The sequence below is a fragment of the Phytobacter sp. genome (genome assembly GCF_059074235.1).
On sequence record NZ_JCACPZ010000008.1, the window covers coordinates 879,064 to 901,348 of the forward strand.

Genomic DNA, 22,285 nt, shown 5'->3' on the forward strand with positions numbered 1-22,285 from the left:
CTTAATCTTTCAGCGCCTGCTTCTCGCAGGCATGATGTGCTTATGCCTGCTGCGCTTAACGCAGATCTTTAACCGCTACGTGGTCCATGTCATCGAAGACCTGGTTCTCACCGACCATTCCCCAGATGAAGGTATAGGCTTTCGTGCCCACGCCTGAATGGATCGACCAGCTTGGCGAAATCACGGCTTGTTCGTTATGCATCACAATGTGACGCGTTTCCTGCGGCTGCCCCATCATGTGGAACACGCAAGCGTCTTCGTCCATGTTGAAGTAGAAGTAAACTTCCATGCGGCGCTCATGGGTATGGCACGGCATGGTGTTCCACAGGTTGCCTGGCTCCAGCACCGTTAAGCCCATGCTGAGCTGGCAGGTTTCCAGAACGTCCGGCACGAAATATTTGTTGATGGTGCGACGGTTGCTGGTGAGGTTGTCTCCCAGCGTCACCGGAGCAACGTCAGCCGGGGTCACTTTTTTGGTCGGATAAGTCGTGTGAGCCGGTGCGCAGTTATAATAGAACTTAGCCGGAGTTGCCGCGTCGACGCTGGCGAACACCACTTCTTTCGCGCCTTTACCTACGTAAAGTGCATCACGGTGACCAATTTCATAGCACTGACCGTCAACGGTGATGGTGCCCGGACCGCCGATGTTGATCACGCCCAGCTCGCGGCGCTCCAGGAAGTAGCTTACGCCCAGCTGTTTGCCCACTTCACCGCCTACTGAGACGGTTTTAGCAACCGGCTTGATGCCGCCAACAATGATGCGGTCAATGTGGCTGTACACCATGGTGTATTCGTCATCAACGAACACTTTCTCAACAAGAAACTCATTGCGCAGTCCCTGGGTATCCAGAGTTTTAGCGTGCGCGCTGTGGATGCTTTGTCTTACTTCCACATTAACCTCCAAAGTCAGTTATATAACCCGAAATGTCGCTCAGCCATGCCGAGAACATCCTGCCGTATTCAATATGCGCACATCTTAGCCCGGCTAAAACAGGTTTTCAATGTCAAATAAAACAACGTTTCAATTTTTCTGTAATATATTTCTAAAACTGCAAAGAGGATCACGAACAAGATATTCTGGCAGGCAGAGATGCGTAAAAATGAAAGAAAAAGCACAAAAAATAACAATACAAAACAATTAGTTAATATCATCTTGATGTTTTGACGTTGCAACTGCATCTTTTCTGCTCGAAATCAAAGATGCCGATTACCTTCACCCGACATGCAAATTATCTTGCCATTTTTGCAGGATTTTCTTATAAATTGCGCGGAACATCACAACACATGAAACAATGTTTTGATAAATTCACACCCGATTTTTGAACGATGTAAAGCAACACACCATGTGCATTAAAAGTGTCTGCTTCAGGGAAAAGAAGAATCATGACGTCCGGGTGACCTTCTTCGTCATCCGGCATGTTTTGAGTTAGTGTTTCTGTAACTGGCCTTGCCCTCCTTGATGGAGGGCTTTTTTTTGTCAGAACTACGCGAACTCAGTCGCGTTCAATGGCGAGCGCCACACCCTGTCCGCCCCCAATGCACAACGTCGCCAGCCCCTTGCGGGCATTGCGCTTTTGCATCTCATGGACCAGTGACACAAGAATGCGACAGCCAGAGGCGCCAATCGGGTGACCGAGGGCAATCGCGCCACCGTTTACATTGACCCGCTTCTCATCCCACTCAAGAATTTTCCCGACGGACAGCGCCTGAGCGGCAAACGCCTCATTGGATTCAATCAGATCGACATCGCTTAACTGCCAGCCCACCCGCTCAAGACACCGCCGGGTGGCGTACACGGGCGCAATTCCCATTAGTGCAGGATCGACACCGACGCTGGCAAAAGCACGAATGCGCGCCATCACCGGCAGATTCAGCTCCTGCGCTTTCGCTTCGCTCATCATCATCACCGCCGCCGCCCCGTCATTAATGGGTGACGCATTGCCCGCCGTCACCGAACCGGCAAGTTCAAACGCGGGAGTGAGTTGTGCGAGCCCTTCTGCGCTGGCATCGGTGCGCGGCTGCTCATCGGTGTCGACAAGTAACGTGCGGCCATCAGCGGTCTGGGTTTTGACCGACACGATTTCATCGCGAAAACGGCCGGAATCAATCGCCGTGCGGGCTTTTTGCTGCGAACGTAACGCCCATTCATCCTGATGCGCACGGCTGATGCCATACTCCCGCGCCAGATTTTCGGCCGTTACGCCCATATGGTAATCATTAAAGGCATCCCACAACCCGTCGTGCACGAGGCTGTCGATAAGCTGGCTGTTGCCCAGCGGCGCACCGGTGCGACTGTCGGTTAATACATGCGGGGCACGGCTCATGTTCTCCTGCCCACCGGCAATGACGATTTCCGCTTCGCCACACTGAATCGCCTGCGAAGCCAGATGCAGCGCCTTCAGTCCTGAGCCACACACGTCATTGATGGTAATGGCCGAGACCGTCATCGGCAGACCGCCTTTTATGGCCGACTGACGGGCAGGGTTTTGCCCGGCTCCGGCGGTTAGCACCTGGCCTAAAATCACTTCATCAATAGAATGGGGATGCACACCGCTGCGGTCGAGCAACGCCTGAACGACGTAGCTTCCAAGCTCTACGGCAGAATGGGGCGAGAGCGCACCCTGAAAACAGCCGATAGGTGTGCGAACCGCAGCAACAATAACGACATCTTTCATCTCTACCTCGCGCAAGTTAACCCGGGCAATAGTAGTACGTTGTTATCAACAAATTTCGTAATTGTTTAAAATTGGTGAGATTTATCACAGAGGACAGGTGGGGCTGAAACAGACAGGAAAAAAGCGGAGGATTTCTCCCCCGCCGTTTTAAAGATTAGTTGTTAACCGGAATGACTGCACCTTTGTATTTGGTGCGGATCCAGTCCTGAATCTCTTTGGAGTGCAGCACGTTAACCAGCGCGACGATATCTTTTTTCTTCTCGTCACCACGGTGTACGGTGATGATGTTGGCGTACGGGTTGTTCTCGCCGCTTTCCACTGCGATTGGATCTTTCACCGGATCCAGGCCCGCGTCGATGGCGTAGTTCGCGTTGATCACCACCGCGTCACCTTCGTCGTTGTTATACATCTGCGGCAGCAGCGCAGCTTCTACGTTTGGCAGGAACTGCAGTTTTTTCGGGTTTTCCACGATATCGCTGATGCGTGCGGTGACTTTATCCACACCCGGTTTCAGCTTGATCACACCCTCTTTTTCGAAGATAGAGAGAATACGACCTTCTTCAGACACCGCGTCACGCATGATGACTTTGCCACCCTGCGGCAGGTCTTTCAGAGACTTATGCTTTTTAGAGTAGATGCCGATTGGCTCGATGTGAATCGCACCGGCACTGACGAAATCATAGGTTTTGTCGCCCGCATGGTCTTTCAGCACACTGTTCAGGTACGGAATGTGCTGGAAGTAGTTGGCATCAATTTCACGTCCAGCCAACGCAGTATTTGGCAGGATATAGTCCTGGAACGGTTTGATTTCCAGATCGATACCCTGCTTAGCCAGAATTGGTTTCGCCTGCTCCAGAATTTCAGCATGCGGCACGTTGGATGCACCCACGGTCAGGGTGTCAGCCCAGGAGGAGAAGCTCAGGGCACTTAAGGTTACGGCAGCGAGCAGTGTCAGTGTTTTTTTCATGATGTTGGTTCCCATTATATTTTTTAGCCTAAGTCATTCGGGTTACAGGAAGCTGACAAGAGCGTGAGTCCCCTGGAGCTTACTGAAGTAAGTGACAGGGGTGAACAAACGTAGCCAGCGCACATGTAACCTGAAGGACGACGGGTAAATTAGCGTTTATCTAACAAAGAGGTAATAACGTCGCCGCAGTACTGAATGATGAAGACAATGACCAGAATGGTCGCCGTCGCCACCAACGTAACGTCGCCGTGGTTTCGCTGGAATCCTTCCAGATAGGCAAGATTTCCTAATCCACCCGCACCGATTACCCCGGCCATCGCGCTGTAGCTCACCAGAGCAATCAACGTAACGGTAATCCCGGAAACCAGTGCCGGTGATGATTCAGGCAGCAACACCCGAAAAATCAACGTACTTAAACGTGCGCCCATCGAACGGGTCGCTTCAATAACCCCTTTGTCCACTTCGCGCAAAGCGATCTCAACCAGGCGAGCATAAAACGGCGCGGCACCGACAATCAGTGCAGGCAGCGCAGCATTCGCCCCCAGAATCGTTCCGACAATCGTCTTCGTGAACGGGATCAGTAACACAATCAAAATGATGAACGGAATCGAGCGGAACACATTCACCAGAATAGAGATAACGCCATACAGCGTGCGGTTCTGGAACAATCCCCCTTTGGCAGTCAAAAACAGCGCCAGGCCCAGAATAATCCCCAGAACAAAGGTCGCGGCACCGGACAGCGCCGTCATATACAGTGTCTCCAGGGTGGCAGCCCACAATTGTTCTACTTTCAGATGCGGAAACAGGCTCTCAAGCATGGGAAATCACCTCGCCTTCAATATCGCTTTGGCGTAAATCCGCGAGGATATTGTCTACTTGTTCTTGTGTGGCTACGACGTGCACCCAAAGCTGACCAAACACACCGTGGGCGGTTTGCGTCATCTTGCCGTGCAAAATGTTAAAAGGCAGACCGTAACGCAGGGTCAGTTCGCCAACCACCGGCTTGTGGGTGCTGTGACCGGTAAAGGTCAGCTTAATCACCGTGCCGTCGAGATCGCTGTTGAGGTCAGGATTAAACTCCTCTTCCTCATATTGACCAATCTGACGCACAAACTGGCGCGTAATCGGCTGCTGCGGATGGGTGAAGACGCTAATGACATCGCCCTCTTCCACCACTTTGCCGTTTTCCATCACCGCCACGCGGTCGCAGATCTTACGCACCACATGCATTTCGTGGGTGATAAGCACAATCGTCAGTTTGAAGCGGCGATTGATGTCCAGCAGCAGTTCCAGGATCTGGTCCGTGGTTTGCGGATCCAGCGCCGATGTCGCTTCGTCACACAACAGCACATCCGGGTTGTTCGCCAGCGCACGGGCAATCCCCACGCGCTGTTTTTGCCCGCCGCTCAATTGCGACGGATAAGCCTCTTCACGTCCTTTCAGACCCACCAGCTCAATCAACTCGGCGACACGCGCCTGAATGGTAGCTTTCGGTGCGCCCGCGATTTGCATCGAAAACGCGATGTTTTCACTGACAGTGCGCGACCACAGCAGGTTGAAGTGCTGAAAGACCATGCTGATTTTCAGACGCGCCTGACGCAGCGCCTCACCGCGTGCAGCGGCAATATCCTGACCGTTAATCACCACGCTTCCGGTGGTCGGTTTTTCCAGCCCGTTTAACAGGCGGATCAACGTACTTTTCCCGGCGCCGCTGTAGCCGATAATCCCGTAAATTTGTCCCTGCTCAACCGACAGGGAGACTCCATCCACTGCGGTAATTGACGCCTTTCCCTGGCTGAAAATCTTGGAAATATTCCTGAGAACGATCATTGCGTTAATTTTTTCCGTTTGGCGGTTTAGCAGTATGGATGTCCAGATGATAATAATCAGTCATGAATTTATTTCAAATAACTAAATAGCCGATGCTTATACCTTTTTGCGCTAAGTACCGGAAAAACACATCATTCTGCGTTATGGATTTATTCAGCATTGGTTAGCTGAAAAGCGCATAACTCACAGTGTGAGTGACGGAAAAATGGTTGAAATAGCGGCAAAAACGCCCTTTTCTGGCTATCAACACTTCCGGACGGCTAACAGGCTTTCCCTCTTGATGTCCAAATAGCACGTCATATTTCTTTTGGTTCTAAACGTCACACAAAGATTCTTTAAAAGACCAAAATCGCAGACCTATCATCCGCTCAACACGTCAATGAGTGGGTAAACACCAATGTCCGTATTTCATTCAGTCAGTGAACTGATTGGTAAAACACCTCTTCTCCAGTTGCATAAACTGGAGAGCGGGCCATGCAGCCTCTTCTTAAAACTGGAAAACCAAAACCCTGGCGGTTCAATTAAAGACAGGGTCGCACTGTCGATGATTAACGAGGCCGAACGGCTTGGGTATTTGCAGCCTGGCGGCACCATTATTGAAGCCACGGCCGGAAACACAGGGCTTGGGCTGGCGCTGATTGCCGCGCAAAAAGGTTATTCGTTGGTGCTGGTAGTGCCAGACAAAATGAGCCGGGAGAAAATTTTCCACCTGCGCGCCCTCGGGGCAAAAGTCGTGCTGACCCGTTCTGATGTCAACAAAGGTCACCCGGCCTATTACCAGGATTACGCTCGCCGCCTGGCCGACGAAACGCCCGGGGCGTTTTATATCGATCAGTTCAATAACGAAGCCAATCCACTGGCCCATAGCACCACCACCGCACCAGAGCTGTTCCAGCAACTTGACGGGAATATCGACGCCATTGTGGTCGGCGTAGGCTCCGGCGGCACCCTTGGTGGGTTGCAAGCCTGGTTTGCCGAACACTCCCCTAAAACCGAATTTGTTCTTGCGGACCCGGCAGGGTCGATTCTTGCCGACCACGTCGAAACCGGGCAGTACGGCGAACCCGGCTCCTGGCTGGTCGAAGGGATTGGTGAAGACTTTATCCCTCCCCTGGCACACATCGATGGCGTCCAGAAGGCGTATCGGGTGACCGATGCGCAGGCCTTTGAAACGGCCCGTAACCTGCTGCAAATCGAGGGAGTACTGGCGGGATCCTCCACCGGTACGCTGCTGACTGCTGCGCTGCGCTACTGCCAGGCACAAACCACGCCCAAACGGGTGGTTACTTTTGCCTGCGACAGCGGCAACAAATATCTCTCGAAGATGTTTAACGATGACTGGATGCGCCAGCAGGGGCTGCTCTCCCGCCCATCGCGTGGGGATTTAACCGATTTTATCGCCCTGCGCCATGACGAAGGAGCCACGGTGACCGCTGCGCCGGACGATACCCTCGCCGCCGTGCTCGCTCGCATGCGTCTGTACGACTTCTCTCAGTTACCGGTGCTGGAACAGGGCCGCGTCGTGGGGATCGTCGATGAATGGGATCTGATTAGCCACGTGCAGGGCGACAGCCAGCGCTTCTCTCTGCCGGTCAGAGAAGCCATGACCCGTAACGTGGAAACCCTCGATAAACACGCCCCGGAAAGCGCGTTAAAAGCCATTTTCGACCGCGGTCTGGTGGCGGTTATCGCTGACAACGACCGCTTTTTAGGTCTCATTACCCGCAGCGACGTCCTGACCACCTGGCGTAACCGACTGGAACACTAAGGAATAACGATGACAAACTTAAACACATTAAGCGTGCACAGCGGTGCATTCAGCGATCAGCATGGCGCGGTGATGCCACCCATTTATGCCACGTCAACCTTTGCCCAACCGGCACCGGGGCAGCACACCGGCTATGAGTACTCCCGCAGCGGTAACCCGACGCGCCATGTGCTCGAAACCGCCATTGCCGAGCTGGAAAGCGGCACGCGCGGCTACGCCTTTGCATCCGGGCTGGCGGCCATTTCCACGGTGCTGGAACTGCTCGATAAAGACAGCCACATCGTCGCCATCGACGATGTGTACGGCGGCACCTACCGTCTGATTGAGAACGTGCGTCGTCGCAGCACGGGTCTGCGCGTCAGTTGGGTGAAACCGGACGACCTGGCGGGGCTTGAAGCCGCTATTCGCCCGGATACGCGGATGATCTGGGTCGAAACCCCGACCAACCCTTTGCTGAAACTGGCCGATCTGGCGGCGATTGCAGCGATTGCGAAGCGGCACAAGATTATCAGCGTGGCGGACAATACTTTTGCCTCTCCGGTAATCCATCGCCCCCTTGAATTCGGTTTTGACATCGTGGTGCACTCGGCCACCAAATACCTGAACGGTCACTCGGACGTGGTTGCCGGGCTGGCGGTGGTGGGGGATAACCCTGAACTGGCCGAAAAGCTGGGATATCTGCATAACGCCGTGGGCGGCGTGCTTGACCCGTTCAGCAGCTTCCTGACGCTGCGCGGCATTCGTACCCTGTCACTGCGTATTGAACGCCACAGCAGCAACGCGCTGGCGCTGGCGCAGTGGCTGGAGCAACAGCCGCAGGTGGAAAAAGTCTGGTTCCCGTGGCTGGCTTCTCACCCACATCATCAACTGGCACGTAAACAGATGGCGCTGCCCGGCGGCATGATTTCGGTGGTGGTGAAAGGCGACGACCAGTACGCCACGCGCATCATCAATAAGCTCAAGCTTTTTACTCTGGCAGAGAGCCTGGGCGGCGTGGAGAGTCTGGTGAGTCAGCCATTCAGCATGACCCATGCCTCTATTCCGCTGGAACAACGTTTAGCCAATGGCATTACGCCACAGCTGATTCGTTTGTCGGTGGGGATTGAAGATGAGCAGGATTTGATTGCCGACTGGCAGCAGGCACTGGGGTGAGGGGGAACATGCGGCTCTAATGGTCATGCCGTTCACCTTATGTTCCTTACTTCTCTATAGCAACAGAACCCGTGAACGTGCCAGGGCGGCTCATCGCCACCGCCCTGGCGACCCGGGCTCCCGGCCAGGAAAATCGCCGCTTCGCGGTACATGCGGCTTATGCCGTCTGACTTTCGGGTCGGGGACCAGCCTGCATCCTTGCAGGCTATCCCCTCCGCCCGCTTCCCTGCGGGCGGCCCCGGTCAGCCGCCAACGCCTCATCGATTTTCAGCCGGACCAGTCCCTCGCTTCCACATCTTTAATCCCATAACGCACATCATCGCTTTGGGTAAAGCATAGCCAAGACTGAGCCTGTCACGCCCCAATCCCATTAAGCACCGTCAGCGCATCAGCGGGCAGAACCAGCTTCGCACTCGCCAGATTTTCCTGCAGATGCACCGGCGACGACGTCCCCGGAATCAACAGAATATTCGGCGAACGTTGCAGCAACCATGCCAGTGCCACTTGCATCGGCGTGGCGTTGAGGTTTTTCGCCACGTCATTCAGCTCACTGGACTGCAGCGGTGTAAAACCACCCAGCGGGAAGAATGGTACATACGGAATATTCTGCGCAGCCAGCACGTCGATCAAGGCATCATCCGCACGGTTCGCCACGTTGTACATGTTCTGCACGCAGGCAATGTCAGTCATGGTCTGGGCATCCGTCACTTGCTTCGCGGTCACGTTGCTCAAACCAATATGACGAATCAAACCGCGCTCTTTTAGCCCAATGAGGGTTTCCAGTTCCGCTTCCAGCGGCCCTTCTGCCGGACCATGAGTACCGTGCATACTGCGCAGGTTAACCACCTCAATCACATCCAGCCCCAGATGGCGCAGGTTATCCTCAATGGCACTGGTCAGTTCCGCCGCGCTAAAAGCGGGCAGCCAGTTGGCTTTATCATCACGGCGCGCGCCCACTTTGGTCACGATACATAAATCTTTAGAGTACGGATGCAGCGCTTGTTTGATGAGTTTGTTGGTCACGTGCGGACCATAAAAATCGCTGGTGTCGATGTGGTTAACACCTGCCGCCACGGCGTCACGAAGCACCTGAATCGCCTTCGCTTCGTCTGCTGGTGGTCCAAATACGCCCGGACCTGCCAGTTGCATTGCACCATAGCCCAGACGACCGACCTCGCGATCGCCTAAACGGTAAGTAAGCGTGGGTTGAGACATGGAATACCTCCAGTGTGATAAGTGAGGTCATTGTAGGACGCGTCTCACAACAGTGATAGCGATATACGTGCGATGCCCTTTTCCTTATCGCAAATAGTACAGCGGAGCGATTAACCTCATCTTTTCTGGCGGCTACCGAAATAAAAAACCTCTGATATAGTAAATCTATAGCTAAAGAGGCCGCCCTATGAAATTTCCTGAAATACCAGAAAACGAAGCCGAGCGTCTTAAATCACTCCATATGATGGATTTGTTAGATAAAAAGGATGATGAGCGCTTAGACCGCCTGACCCGTCTGGCAAAAACTGCATTTAATGTACCGATAGGCTTAATCAGCTTATTGGACCGGGATCGCCAGTGGCTGGCATCCTGTAGTGGAGAAGTGACCGTGCGCGAGACCGCACGCAATATCTCGTTCTGCGCCCATGCCATTCTTGCACAAGGGATTTTTATTGTGAAAGACGCCAGCATTGATGAGCGTTTTCACGATCACCCCTTTGTGTCAGGCGAACCACATATTCGCTTTTATGCCGGTTGTCCGGTACGTCTTCCCGATGGTTCTATCGCCGGAACCATTTGCATAATTGATGACAAACCGCGTGATTTCACTCCAGAAAATATCAATACGTTGTTGGATCTCGGTGCGATAGTCGAAGACGAGTTTTATATCATCAGCATGGCTATGAGCGACCAGTTGACTGATTTACCGAACAAACGCGGTTTTTATAAACTCGGTGAAAAGCGCTTTTCATGGTTAACCGACAATAAACGTTCGTTTAGCCTGATTTACCTGGATGTGGAAAACATCACCGCTATTAATGAATTCTTCGGTCATACCGAAGGAGATGCCACCCTGAAGAAATTTGCCAACGTTCTGAGCCGCTGCTTAAAGAAAAACGATGTGGCGTCACGTCTGGAAGGAGGTAAATTCGCGGTGCTGCTGGGGCATGATGAAGATCAGGATGTCGACACCTTCCTCTTTAATCTGCAATCTAAGATTGACGACCTCAATGAGAAGTCGATGAAGCAGTTTCGCTTGCACTATGCTTACGGCATTGTCGAGTACGACCCCGACAAGTACGGCAACCTGCTGGAGATGATGAACAACAGCGAACATGTTATGTATCTGGAACGTAAGAAATCAGCCATGCGTCCGACCCAGCCGGATACCACCCGCGAGAAATCCTGAGAACAGTAAACAAATAAGGGCAATATAACTTGCCCTTATTCCCTTCGATTAATTACGATCTCAAATAGAATTAAGACTCCGTATAGACCTCATCTATATATACAATTTAATTTAACTTAAGGTTAGATTTTTAATTTTTTGCAGGTACTATTGTTTCCTGTCTCAGATCATTCTTTTACGAAAAAGATAATCAAAACAGAACCACTGTAAATTCACGACTGGCACGCCGTGGCATCACACCTGCGGTGATAACGATTGATTTTCGAAAAATAAGATCTTCATGAATATCGACAAGCGCCAAAGTAAAACCACCAGCACCAACCCGGCGCAACGTGCCGGGCGACAGATGTCATGGGGCATGCTGATATTTTGTCTGATCCTGGTCCTGTTAAAATACATCGGTTAGTACGCAACATATTTGCAGAAAATAATCAGGCAACCCAGCCTGATGACTGAAAGAAAATAAGGTCAGCAAAAAATCAATCGAGAGTTATCTCCGTTCTCGCGCGGTTTTTTACCCACCCGGCTAAGGCTGCCGCATTTAATGCACGAGAATAAAGATAGCCCTGCGCAATATCACATTGCAGGTCGCGTAATTGATTTCGCTGCTGCTCCGTTTCCACACCTTCAGCGACGACTGTCTGATGCAAACTTTGCCCTATTTTTACCACCGTCGTAGCGATGGCTTTCATTTTGCTGCCTTCACGTAAATCACGCATAAAGCTCTGGTCAATTTTCAGTTCGGTCATCGGTAAATGGGCAAGCCGGGAAAGACAGGAGAAACCTGTACCAAAATCATCCATTGACAGCCCCACCCCCAGCTCGCGCACCGCACAAATGACCTCCATGGTCTCCGGTCGCTTATCCATCATCACCCCTTCGGTGATTTCAATAGTCAGGCACTGAGCTGGAATACGGTACTGTCGCAACAGATAAGCAATATATTGCGGCAGGCTGCTGTTATAGAAGTTAATCGGCGAGAGATTAACGGAAACCACCGGAACATGAATCTCATTGCTGCGCCACTCGGCCATCTGTCGACACGCTTCGTGTAACGTCCAGCGCCCTATTGCCTCAATCTCACCCGTCTCTTCAGCCAGGGTAATAAAACGGCCGGGGGGAATATCGCCCAGCAGCGGATCTGACCAGCGCGCCAGCGCTTCAACCCCATACAGTTCACCATCCTTCAGCCAGATTTGCGGTTGATAGTGCAAATGCAGATGGTTACTGGCAATTGCCAGCTTCAGGGCGGCGGCCAGTTTCAGGCGCTCCTGGTCAACCTGATTCATCTCCGGGCTAAAGAACAGATACCCGCCTGAACCGGCCTCTTTTGCCAGGTGTGAGGCGTGGTTCGCCTGTTTCAGGAGCCCGTCTCGCGAGATACCGTGATCCGGATAGAGGCTGATCCCGGTACTGACCGTCACGTTAAGCGCTAAATCCGCCACGTTAAACGGTACACGGAACAGCGCCTGGATGCGTTGCGCCGCGCTGATAGCGCGCCCGGCGTCGTAATTCGGGAACACCAGCACAAAGGCATCGCTGTCGGCATGGCAGACAAAGCCATGGCGGGAAAACTCACCGCTGAGTCGCTGCGCAATGGCGGTCAGCACCTGATCGCCTGCGGCGTAACCCAACGCATCATTCACATCTTTAAAATGGTCGAGATCGAGGAAAAACAGCGCCGCACGGGGGCAATCACCACTGGCAAAAAGTCTGTCGATATACTGATGTAAGGCGCTGCGCTTTGGCAGCCCAGTCAGAGGGTTATAGGTCGACATCTGGGTAATTTTTTGCTGATCGATATGGACCACGATCATGCACGGAGACTCCGCCATCACGGCATCATCATAACGTACCGTCGCGCTCAATGATGATTCCTCCCCCGTTGCTGAAATGATGGTCAGCGCCGTCTTTTCCGGCAAACCTTCTCTGCTTGCGAACAGCGGAATATCCGATGCTTTTCTCCCGAGTACACTGCTGCGGGGGTAACGCCATAATGTTTCAGCAGCTTTATTAAAGAAAAAAACGGTATCCGTTGCGTCGAGCAGAATAACTGCATCGTGAACATATTCCAGCGCGGCGAGCATTGACTGCGAGCCGAAAATATCATTTTCAAAATGCATAATCGTTTTTTCGTTACCAGGGAGGTCGGCGCAATATTAATAGAAAGAATCCCTTGATTCAATATCATCCAATAAGATATCAGGCAACATATGCATTTATAGAGAAACTCGATAAATCATTTTTCATTAATTGATAAAGAAACTCTCCCCGCTGCCGATAGCAAACATAATCGCAACAAAAAAGAATTGTGAAGAAACAATGAAGTTTTCACTGCACATCATTATTATAGAAAAGTATCGTCTACGCTGAATACATCAGAAATTTATCTTGCAACCGCCCATGCCTGTCAATTCGCGGCCTCACAAGTTTTTCATCAATAAATAAAGTCAGTATTTATAGACATCCTTAATAAATGCATTCTTATTTATCGATAGCGTCACTTGACCTGTCCGGCATCCCACTATCAGTATATAAGGAAATTCTCAATTAAAGCGGACAGCCGTTATTCAAAAATGTCCACTTAGCGTATTTAATGATTAGCAAAAATACGTTCCGCAGCATGACGACGTTCGCGGTAATAGAGAAAGAGGCAGATAACATTGCCGACATTAGCGCGTGTTTAACACATCGAGGACAGGCAAATACTATGTATGACGATTTAAGTTCTTTGACTGCAAAACTGAAGATGTCCGGTGTCTCTTTCCAGAAAATTAACGATGAAGATGGTGCGACGATGCAAGCAGCAGTGACAACCACAGCGGCAGCCGCTGACGTAAATGAAGAAGTAGCGGAAATGCCAACCGAAACCGCATCAGCAGAGATTCGCGTTGAGACACCGCCAGCCAGCAACGCCATTAGCACGCTGAACTGGCCGAAAGCCAAACCCGCTCTCGTGCATAGCGCCTTTAGCGCACCAGCAGGTGGCATTCTGGAGAGTGTTGCAGCCCTCTCCAGCAAAGCTGAACCTGAGATTCGCGAGCGCAACCCGGTTCGTCTGGACGTGTTATTTACCGTTATTGGCCGATAGCCACGCTCCCGGCAAGGCGACAGCACCACCCGCTCCACAACGCGTGACCTGATTCCAGGTGAGGTTATTGGCCCATCGTAAGACGCACTGGCGATGGGCTATTCAGTCTGACAAGTCATGATTTTACACAGGATGACCGGAACGAATATCGGGCCGGTGAGCCTTTATTGTTTTCTGCACAGATTATTTAACCATGCGAAAAATCATCGGGATTATTCTCACGCTGACGTTGCTCCTGCTTTCTCTGCTGGTGGTCATTACCCCCATGAGCAGCGATAAACAATATCTTTTTGGCTTGTCCGTGATCGTTGTCGTCTTCATCATCGGTCGTTTCAAAGGTAAAAAACCGGTTCTGGCGATGCTGGTTTTTTCGTTGATGATGTCCACGCGTTACATCTGGTGGCGTGCAACAACGACCCTGCATTTTGACTCCACACTGGAAATGGTGCTGGGCGGCCTGCTGTTTGCCGCCGAAATTTACTCCTGGACGATTCTGGTGCTGGGCTACATTCAGATGGCCTGGCCGCTGGAGCGCCCGATTGCCCCCATGCCGCAGGATCGCAGCACCTGGCCCACCGTCGATATTTATGTGCCTTCCTATAACGAAAGCCTTGATGTGGTCCGCGATACGGTACTGGCGGCGCAGTGCATCGAATACCCGCAGGATAAAGTCAAAGTCTATATCCTCGACGACGGCAAACGTGATGAATTCCGTGATTTTGCCGCCGCCGCTGGGGTGGAATACCTGATTCGCCCGGATAACAGTCACGCCAAAGCGGGCAACCTGAATCACGCAATGACGGTCACCAAAGGCGAGCTGATTTGCGTCTTCGATTGCGATCACGTTGCCACGCGCGTGTTCCTGCAGGCGACCGTCGGGGAGTTCTTCCGCGATGACAAGCTGGCACTCATTCAGACGCCGCACCACTTCTATTCTCCGGACCCCTTTGAACGTAACCTGACGGCCGCCAAACGCGTACCCAACGAAGGCGCACTGTTCTATGGCCCGGTGCAGCAGGGTAACGACAACTGGAATGCCACCTTTTTCTGCGGTTCCTGCGCGGTGATTCGCCGCTCAGCGCTGGAGGAAGTGGGTGGTTTTGCCGTGGAGACCGTCACAGAAGATGCGCACACCGCGCTGAAATTGCAGCGTCGTGGCTGGAACACCGCGTTCCTCGACATTCCTCTGGCCGCGGGTCTGGCGACCGAACGTTTGGCCCTGCACGTTAACCAGCGTATCCGCTGGGCGCGTGGCATGACACAAATTTTCCGTCTGGATAATCCACTGCTGGGTCGCGGTCTGAAGCTGACGCAACGTTTGTGCTATCTCAATGCGATGCTGCACTTCCAGTACGGGTTGCCTCGCGTGGTCTTCCTCACCTCGCCGCTGGTCTTCATGCTGTTCAACCTGAACATCATTTCTTCGTCGGCGACGCTGATTTTCTCCTACGTGCTGCCACACCTGGTGCTGTCGACCATCGTGAACTCGCGCATTACCGGCCGTTACCGTTACGCCTTCTGGGGTGAAATTTACGAAACCGTCATGGCGTTTCACCTGATCCTGCCAACTCTACTGAGCCTTATCTCGCCGCGTCTGGGGAAATTCAACGTGACGGATAAAGGCGATCTGACGGACCGCGACTACTTTGATGCTCTGACCGTGCGCCCACTCATCATTACTGCTCTGTTAATGGTCGGCAGCATGATCTGGGTTGGCGTGCGTTATTACATGAACGATTACACCGGTATCGACCCCCGCGTGATCCTGTTTAACATCGCCTGGGGCACCTTCAGTACCATTATCCTGCTCGCCTCTATTGCGGTGGCAAAAGAGAGCAAGCAGATCCGCAAAACCATCCGTATCAATGCCAACTTGCCGACCAAAGTGTTGTTCTCCGATGGTTCCAGCATGCTGACACGCACCTTTGACATCTCCATGGGTGGCGCGCGCGTAGCGCTGCAAAAAGGCGAAGACCTGCGCTACAAAGTGCCGGTGCAAATTGAGCTGGGACTCGGCGGTGAAATTGCCCATGTCCCCCTGCGTGCAGCGGGTATAGGTAGCACTGACATTCGCCTTGAATTCGATAATCTGCCGCTTGTTGAACGCCGCAAACTGGTTCGCGTGGTACTGTCACGTGCTGACGCATGGTACAAGCCGCCACATTCACCGGATCGTCCGTTAGCCTCTTTCCTCGGCATTTTGCAATGCGTTTGGGAGCTGTTCTTTGGTCGTCGGAAATTCGCCGGTCGCGTGAAATGTGAAATGGCCACGGTCGCCAAAAAAAGCGAAGAGGTTAATCATGCGCTGTAATCCTCTGGTTCTGCTCGTCGCGCTGTTATGTGGCACAAGCGGTACGGCCAGTGCTGCACTGTCTCCCCATAGCGACGCACCGCCTGAACTGCCGCCCCTGCAAAGCGGTAATGCAAACACACTGGCCCCCGCTCTGGTCACAACGAATGCCAGCGATCAGAACATCTCCAGCACGCTGAGTTTTGGTGACATGGGGGCGACAGGTGGCCTGACGCTCTCCGGTCAACAGTTGCAGAACGGGGTGAACTTCGCTCTGCCTGGCGATCTGGTGATTACCGATGCGCACATCAGCCTGAACGTGGAAGTTAACCGCACGGACGTGACCGGTGAGAACCTGCAACTTATGCTCAATGGTCAGCCGCTGGGGGCGATCCCGCTGGATCAGGTGCAACAAAACAAGGGATTCTGGAGTCTCGACGTGCCTGCCTCCATGGTGGCGTCGGGCAACAATCTCAGCTTCCAGCTCAAAACCAGCGACGACATTATTAACAATGCGTGGAGCTGTCAGCGCACGCTGCCCGATGATTATCGCATCACGTTAACGCCCGCCTCGACGCTGAATTATCAGGGACTGTGGCTGAATGTACGTAAAACGCTGAGCGCTTTCCCGCGCCCGTTCTTCGACAGTAAGCAAACCAAAGATCAGCCGCTGAACATCGCCTTTTCTGCCTCACCCGATGCGGACGTGCTGACTGCTGCCGCCATTGTCGCATCACAATTTGGCGTGATGAGCGCAGGAAAAGCCAGCCAGTTTGACGTCCAGTACAACGCCCTGCCCGCCGGCAACGGCATTCTGTTTGGCAAACCCGGCGATCGTATTGGTAGCGTAGAGATCGGTGGACAAAATGGCCCCTCTTTGCAGGTTATCGATAACCCGGTCAACCCGGCCTACAAGCTGCTGGTTATTAGCGGGCGCAACGAAACCGAGCTCCGCCAGGCCGCATGGCGTCTTAGTCTGCCCGCCCTGCCGGACAGCGATTCCCTGCAAGTGCCGACGATTAAAGTAGCGCAACGTGCCGAGTACGATGCGCCACGCTGGATAAGCACCGCCCGCCCGGTTCCGCTTCAGGCGTTGCAGTCCAGTGAGGGTTCACTTATCGCACGCGGCGTGTGGCACGGCGAAAACCAATTGCCTTTCGTCACTGCACCGGATCTGTTTATGTGGGATGGCAGCGCCATTCCCCTGCGTATTAACTACAGCTTTGCGCAGAAAACCTGGATCGACGACAGCAACTCATTCCTGAACATCAGTCTCAATGGCGAGTTTCTTAAACGCCTGCCGGTCAGCAAAGAGGGCATCTTTGCGCCGTTTATGAATATGCTCGGTCTGAGCCAGCGCCAGCAGAGCGCCGTGGTGAATCTCGACCCACGCGCCATTCTGGGCACCAACCAGATTGGTTTCTGGTTCGGCATCAAGCCGCAGAAAAATGCCCCATGCAGCGCACTGGCTGACGAAAATATCCAGAGCCGCATTGAGGGTAATTCCACGCTGGACTTCTCTCACGCCTGGCACTTCGGTCAGTTACCTAACCTTGGCTGGTTCAGCAACGCCCTGTTCCCCTTCACCCGTAATGCCGATCTTGCCAACACCACGTTGCTGATGCCTGCTCATCCAGGCCTGGAAGAGACCGCCGTGCTCCTGAACCTGATGGCAAAATCCGGACGTGATACCGGCGTGGCGGCAAACTACCTGCATCTCTATACCGGCATGCCGCAACAGGAAAGTGGGCTGCAACAACTGGCGAACAGCGACGTGCTGACCATAAGTAGCCTGCGCCATGGCGAACTAGTGAAACCGGTGCTGGACGGCAGCGCCTTCTCACTCAATGAAAATACGCTGGAAATCAGTACCGCCAGCGTGTTCAGCCGCCTGATGGGGCTCTTCAGCGCCGGACAAGCGCGTACGGATATAGATGCCGCCGGGTATCTCAGCGATACCAGCCAGTGGCGCGGATTAGTCAGCGTTCGCTCACCCTGGAACCCGGAGCGTGTGGTCGTGCTGGCAACAGGAACGGATGATCATCAACTGCAACAGCTGCCTGCAGACATGGTAAAACCGACCTTCAAAAGCAATGCCAGCGGTGACTTTATGGCTGTCACAGATACGAGCGATGCCAGAAGCTGGCGCGTGGGTGAACAGTTTACCCGTGGCGATTTGCCTGGCTATCTGATGATTTTGTGGTTTGCCAGCCAACATATTTTTGGCCTGACGCTACTCGCGTGCCTGATTGCTGCCATCGCCAGCCCCTTGCTGTATCGCAAGTTAAAGCGCCATGCTCACCAACGCCTGCAGGATAAGTCTCACCATGAATAAGCGTAATAACGGCTTACGGCTGACGCACGCTTTGTGCCTGATGTGCATGGTCGGTGCTGTCCACCCGGCCTGTGCCAACGAAGCGCTGGATGCCAAAATCAGTGGCAACGACACGGCGGTGAAAAAACTGCTGACTCAGGCCAGCTACTGGCACAGCAAAGCGCATGACGACATGGCACTGGAAGCACTGCAAAAAGTGCTCGCGGTGGATGAAAACAACATTGATGCCATGTACCTGAGCGCGCTGTATCAGTTGCAACGTGGCAATACGCAGCAGTCGGAAATCTGGCGTAAGAAAATTGCGGCGATAGACCCGCAGGACCCGCGACTGGCCTCACTGAACAGCGCCAGTTCCATGCAGTCTATTTCGCCAGCGCAGCTTAATGCTGCCCGGAATCTGGCGCAACGCGGGCAAATCAAAGAGGCCGTCGCCGCATACCGGACCCTGTTCAACGGTAACCCGCCGGACGATTTAGCCCTGGAGTATTACCAGACGATGGCGGGAGACAGCGCAACCTGGCCCACCGCCGTGGCGGCATTACGCCAGCGTGCCAACATGTTGCCGGACGATGCGGCCACCCGACAGGCGCTGGCGATGGCGCTCACCTATCAGCAAGCCACCCGCCGGGAAGGGATAAACCAACTGACCACGCTGGCAGCAGACGATAAAGGTGCGGATAAAGCCCTGCAGCAGGCACTGTTATGGCTGGAGCCGAAACCTGCAGACCTGGCAATGTACACCGCTTACGCCGAACGCCACCCGCAAGACAGTGCCCCTATGGAGCACTACCGCAAAAGTGTGGAAGGTGATGCCACCAAATCCGGGTTTGATGCGCTGAATAGTGGCGACCTTGATGGTGCGAAAGACAAATTCTCGCAGGTTCTGCAAACGCAAGCGGGTAACGGCAACGCCCTGGCTGGCATGGGGTATATCGCACTGCGTCAAAGCCGCTTTGACGATGCGGAAAAGTACCTGCGTCGTGCCGCTCAGGAAGACGCCAAAAACGAGAACAGCGCCCAATGGGCGACCGATGCTGATAATGCCCGTTTTTATGGTTCCCTGAATCAGGCCCGCAGTCTGAGCCAGAAAGGTCGCTATGACGATGCGCTGGCCAGTCTGGCATCCAGCAACAGCAGCGATTCTCGTCAGCGTCAGGCAGGAGACATGCTCCGCGCGGATATTTTGCGCCGTCAGGGTAAACCTGCTGATGCCGAACAGGTCTACCGCCAGTTACTGGCCGACAACCCGCAGAATACCGATGTGCGGACCGGCTTAATGTGGGTGCTGCGCCAGCAGAATAAGCAGTCAGAAGCGGATCAGATCCTGCGCACGCTGCCGAGCAACCTGCGCACCCGCTATGCAAGCGTGGGCGACAATGGCGATCAGGAACGAAAAGCTGCACAAGCGGCGTTGGAAGCGGGCAATGCCTCCAAAGGGATGCAGATTCTGCAGACCGCATCGGAGAAGTACCCAAAAAACACCTGGCTGCAACTGGACTATGCCCGCCAACTGCGCAAAGCCGGGCAAAAGCAGCGTGGCGCGGCGCTGATGGCATCAGCGGTACAGCAGGCAGACAAACGCAATGAAGCGCTTTATGCCGCCGCCGTCTATGCCGCAGAGGACAACGACTGGTCCAAAAGCCAGAGCCTGCTGACCCAGATCCCACGCGCCAGCATGAGCGCCGATATGACGGCACTCATGACCCGTGTGCAGGGCAATCTGCAAATGGACATTGCGCAAAACTACCTGCGTCAGGGGAATACCCAGGCGGCGCGCAATTCGCTGCAATCCTTGCAACGTACGCCGCCGCAAACACCCGTGGATGTCGGGCGCCTTGCGCAGTTATTGATGCAGACGGGCGACAGCCTGGGGGCGCTGGCGTTGGTGCGTGAGAACCAGGCGCAGGGTCTTCACGGTTCACTGGGCGATTATGCCGGGCAGATCCGTGTGCTTAACCAGGCAGGACGTTTTGCCGAAGCGGAGAGCATTCTCAGCGCACCGGTATTGCAAAACAGCACCAGTCAGCAGGAAATCGACACCATTCGCGTGGCCAGCGTTATTGCCCGGGCCGATCGCCTGCGGGAAAAAGGCAAACCGGAGGCCGCCTGGAATCTGGTGATGCCTGCCCTGCGAGCCAACCCGACCAATACCGATCTGCTACTGGCGGTAGCGCGGGTCTATCAGGCCGATCATATGGATGAAAAGGCTGACGAGATTTACCAGTATGTTCTGCGTAAATCCCCGCGAGACAAACAGGCACTGACAGGGATCGTCAACCTCGCTCTGGCACGCGACGATACCGACGCGGCCAAACGCGCTTTCAGCACCCTCGAACCGTCGCAGGATGCTGATTACATGCTGCTGGGCGCTCGCGTGGCGGCAGCCAACGGTGAGAATCAGCGCGCCCTGTCTTTACTGCGCACCGCGCAATGGCGTCTGCAACAGAGCGATGTGGAAGACGAAGGCGATGTCATTAGCGACGTGATTGCCCTTCCCTCCCCAGGGCAGCAGGCGCAACAGACAGCAATGACCAGCATCTACAGCATGATGCAGGATTTGCAAGAGAAGACCGCCACCTGGACCAGCGCGGGCGTATCGCTGCGCAGTCGCAGCGGTGAGTCCGGTCTGGGTGCACTGGATGAGGTGAAAGCGCCGCTGATTATCTCCGGCACTGTCGGGGACAGCACACGCCTGAGTCTCAACGTCTCCCCGGTGTCACTGAACGCCGGAGAAATGTCGGATGAAGCGGCTAACCGTTTCGGCTCCGGGGCAATCACGCACGCCACGAAACTGGCCGCTGCGGCAGCCAGCACCACCACCACGACAACCTCAACCAATGCCGATGCCCAGAGCGGGCAGCAGGTTAACGGGGTGGAAACCAACCTCAGCCTCAAAGGCGACAGTTACACGCTGGATATTGGCAGCACGCCAACCGGGGGAGAGTTCACCCGTCTGGTGGGCGGCGTTGAGTGGAATCCGCGTATCTCGCGCAACGGTTCTCTGGACCTGAAAGCAGAGCGCCGGGCGGTCACCGACAGCCTGCTCTCTTATGTGGGTGTGAAAGACAAAACCACCGGGGAAAGTTGGGGGGCGGTGACCCGCAACGGCCTGTCGGCCCAGTACGCCTGGGATAATGAGCTGGTCGGGCTCTACGCCCGCCTCGGTTTTGATACCTGGATTGGCGAAAACGTGCCGACCAACCACTCGGTGAATGTGCTGGCAGGCAGCTATTTGCGCTTGATCAATACACCTGAGAATGAGCTGAAAGTGGGCGTCAATGTTAACTACATGGACTTCGACCGTAACCTGAGTAATTACACACTCGGCCAGGGCGGCTATTTCAGCCCGCAAAACTACATGGCGGTCACGCTGCCCGTCAGCCTGACACGCAAAGTGGATAAATGGGATCTGGCACTGAGCGGGGCGGTGGGCTATCAGTCCTGGCGACAGGATCAGAGTGACTACTTCCCAGGCCACAGCAGCCTGCAGTCACAGCTCAACACGCTGGCAAGCAGCGTCGACAATGTGGATTCCGTATACAAGGCCACCGCGAAAAACGGTGTGGGTTATACGCTGGGGGTGGATGCGCGTTACCACCTGAGTGACAACCTGGCGCTGGGTGCAAACCTCGGCTATGACACCTTCGGCAGTTATAACGAAGGTAAGGCGTTGTTTTATTTTAAATATTATCAAGAAAGCTCTAAATAATTCGCGTTGCGGGAAGGCGGCAAGCGAGAAAATCCCGATGAGCTTACTTGAGTAAGTGATTCGG

15 protein-coding genes are annotated in these 22,285 nt (G+C 53.9%); 8 read left to right on the top strand and 7 right to left on the bottom strand.

Annotated features, from left to right (window positions below):
* Positions 1-55: 55 nt before the first annotated feature.
* The 5 genes from kduI to AC5JPW_RS22020 all read right to left on the bottom strand — a co-directional run bounded on the left by kduI (position 56) and on the right by AC5JPW_RS22020 (position 5,472).
* The gene (kduI, locus tag AC5JPW_RS22000; protein ID WP_494243197.1) at positions 56-892 is read right to left on the bottom strand and encodes a 5-dehydro-4-deoxy-D-glucuronate isomerase; all 837 of its coding nucleotides are present in this window, start codon (positions 890-892) and stop codon (positions 56-58) included.
* A gap of 601 nt (positions 893-1,493) precedes the next feature.
* Positions 1,494-2,675, bottom strand: coding sequence for an acetyl-CoA C-acetyltransferase (locus AC5JPW_RS22005; protein WP_494243198.1), 1,182 nt, complete (start codon positions 2,673-2,675; stop codon positions 1,494-1,496).
* Positions 2,676-2,829: 154 nt separating this feature from the next.
* Positions 2,830-3,642, bottom strand: a complete 813-nt coding sequence (locus tag AC5JPW_RS22010; RefSeq protein WP_485888458.1) for a MetQ/NlpA family ABC transporter substrate-binding protein — start codon at positions 3,640-3,642, stop codon at positions 2,830-2,832.
* Between the two features lie 149 nt (positions 3,643-3,791).
* Positions 3,792-4,460 carry a methionine ABC transporter permease gene (locus AC5JPW_RS22015; protein ID WP_494243199.1) on the bottom strand — a complete coding sequence of 223 codons (669 nt, stop codon included), beginning with the start codon at positions 4,458-4,460 and terminating at the stop codon, positions 3,792-3,794.
* Positions 4,453-5,472, bottom strand: a complete 1,020-nt coding sequence (locus tag AC5JPW_RS22020) for a methionine ABC transporter ATP-binding protein (RefSeq protein ID WP_494243200.1) — start codon at positions 5,470-5,472, stop codon at positions 4,453-4,455. The genes AC5JPW_RS22015 and AC5JPW_RS22020 overlap by 8 nt, the downstream gene beginning before the upstream one ends.
* A 397-nt stretch (positions 5,473-5,869) precedes the next feature.
* Between AC5JPW_RS22020 and AC5JPW_RS22025 the strand changes: the two genes are divergently transcribed.
* Both AC5JPW_RS22025 and AC5JPW_RS22030 read left to right on the top strand, forming a co-directional pair.
* On the top strand, positions 5,870-7,240 hold the full coding sequence (locus tag AC5JPW_RS22025) for a pyridoxal-phosphate dependent enzyme (protein WP_494243201.1): 1,371 nt from the start codon (positions 5,870-5,872) through the stop codon (positions 7,238-7,240).
* A 9-nt stretch (positions 7,241-7,249) separates the two neighbouring features.
* The gene (locus AC5JPW_RS22030; RefSeq protein WP_494243202.1) at positions 7,250-8,392 is read left to right on the top strand and encodes a trans-sulfuration enzyme family protein; all 1,143 of its coding nucleotides are present in this window, start codon (positions 7,250-7,252) and stop codon (positions 8,390-8,392) included.
* Between the two features lie 354 nt (positions 8,393-8,746).
* Here AC5JPW_RS22030 and AC5JPW_RS22035 read toward each other — a convergent pair whose 3' ends face one another.
* Positions 8,747-9,607 (bottom strand): aldo/keto reductase family oxidoreductase, encoded by an 861-nt coding sequence (locus AC5JPW_RS22035; RefSeq protein WP_494243203.1) that lies wholly within the window; start codon positions 9,605-9,607, stop codon positions 8,747-8,749.
* A 187-nt stretch (positions 9,608-9,794) separates the two neighbouring features.
* Between AC5JPW_RS22035 and AC5JPW_RS22040 the strand changes: the two genes are divergently transcribed.
* Together AC5JPW_RS22040 and AC5JPW_RS22045 are read left to right on the top strand one after the other, a co-directional pair.
* Positions 9,795-10,796, top strand: a complete 1,002-nt coding sequence (locus AC5JPW_RS22040) for a sensor domain-containing diguanylate cyclase (RefSeq protein WP_494243204.1) — start codon at positions 9,795-9,797, stop codon at positions 10,794-10,796.
* A gap of 280 nt (positions 10,797-11,076) precedes the next feature.
* A complete protein-coding gene (locus AC5JPW_RS22045) occupies positions 11,077-11,202 on the top strand; it encodes a hypothetical protein (protein ID WP_494243205.1) in 126 nt (41 codons plus the stop codon).
* A gap of 73 nt (positions 11,203-11,275) precedes the next feature.
* Here the strand turns inward: AC5JPW_RS22045 and AC5JPW_RS22050 are convergent, their stop codons facing one another.
* The gene (locus AC5JPW_RS22050; protein ID WP_494243206.1) at positions 11,276-12,919 is read right to left on the bottom strand and encodes a putative bifunctional diguanylate cyclase/phosphodiesterase; all 1,644 of its coding nucleotides are present in this window, start codon (positions 12,917-12,919) and stop codon (positions 11,276-11,278) included.
* Positions 12,920-13,506: 587 nt separating this feature from the next.
* Between AC5JPW_RS22050 and AC5JPW_RS22055 the strand changes: the two genes are divergently transcribed.
* The 4 genes from AC5JPW_RS22055 (at position 13,507) to AC5JPW_RS22070 (ending at position 22,221) form a co-directional block, all read left to right on the top strand.
* Entirely contained in the window at positions 13,507-13,887 is a 381-nt protein-coding gene (locus tag AC5JPW_RS22055) for a hypothetical protein (protein ID WP_494243207.1), read from the top strand.
* A 193-nt stretch (positions 13,888-14,080) separates the two neighbouring features.
* The gene (gene bcsA / locus AC5JPW_RS22060; RefSeq protein WP_494243208.1) at positions 14,081-16,198 is read left to right on the top strand and encodes a UDP-forming cellulose synthase catalytic subunit; all 2,118 of its coding nucleotides are present in this window, start codon (positions 14,081-14,083) and stop codon (positions 16,196-16,198) included.
* The gene (locus tag AC5JPW_RS22065; RefSeq protein ID WP_494243209.1) at positions 16,188-18,512 is read left to right on the top strand and encodes a cellulose biosynthesis cyclic di-GMP-binding regulatory protein BcsB; all 2,325 of its coding nucleotides are present in this window, start codon (positions 16,188-16,190) and stop codon (positions 18,510-18,512) included. Before bcsA ends, AC5JPW_RS22065 begins: the two co-directional genes overlap by 11 nt.
* Positions 18,505-22,221 carry a cellulose biosynthesis protein BcsC gene (locus AC5JPW_RS22070; RefSeq protein WP_494243210.1) on the top strand — a complete coding sequence of 1,239 codons (3,717 nt, stop codon included), beginning with the start codon at positions 18,505-18,507 and terminating at the stop codon, positions 22,219-22,221. Before AC5JPW_RS22065 ends, AC5JPW_RS22070 begins: the two co-directional genes overlap by 8 nt.
* Positions 22,222-22,285: the final 64 nt, after the last annotated feature.